Source organism: Neolewinella lacunae (genome assembly GCF_014349155.1).
GTDB lineage: Bacteria > Bacteroidota > Bacteroidia > Chitinophagales > Saprospiraceae > Neolewinella > Neolewinella lacunae.
On sequence record NZ_JACSIT010000143.1, the window covers coordinates 1 to 608 of the forward strand.

Annotated in this window: 1 protein-coding gene; it reads right to left on the minus strand. The window is 65.3% G+C overall.

All coding sequences use genetic code 11. The features are described from left to right. On the minus strand, nucleotides 1–608 hold a 608-nt coding region (locus H9S92_RS17565), incomplete at both ends, for a fibronectin type III domain-containing protein (RefSeq protein WP_187468009.1).

A 608-nucleotide genomic window follows, 5' to 3' on the forward strand; every position in this document is an offset into this window, starting at 1 on the left:
GGGCCGTCGTAGGCCACCGTCAGGACGTGTACCCCCGGGCCAACGGCGGTGGGATCGAAGAAGAAGTTGCCGTTATTGACCACCACGCCGGGGCCGCTCCAGGTGAAGGAGCCCTGTGGCGTGCCGGCGGTCAGCGTGGCGGAGAGGGGCAGCAGGTCAGTGTCTTGTCCGTTGCAGAACTCGGTGTCGGGCGTGGTAGCCATGGCCAGTCCGGGCGGACAAGGGGCGGTGCTGCACTCCAGCGTCGTGGTTGGGCCGTCAGGGCAGGGGCCGGTGCCCGTGGCGTAGATGGAAATCGTCAGGGTAGTCCCCGGATCGAGGCCACTGACGGTGAAGCTCGTCTCGGCGGCCGTCAGGGTGGCGGAGTTGCCGTCACTGAAGTCCAGCTCATAGCCCGTCGCCCCCACTACCGGATCCCAGTTGAAGGTGATGGATTCCAACTCCTCGGGCGTGCCGCAGCTGACGACCGGCGCATCCAAAGGCGCAATGATTTCCACTGGTGCCAGGGCCGGTTCGCTGGGGCAGCCGCTGAGGTTGCTTACGACGGTGGCCGTTATGTTTTTGGTGCCGGGGGTATCCCAAACAACCAGGTATTCATTGTCCGTGGG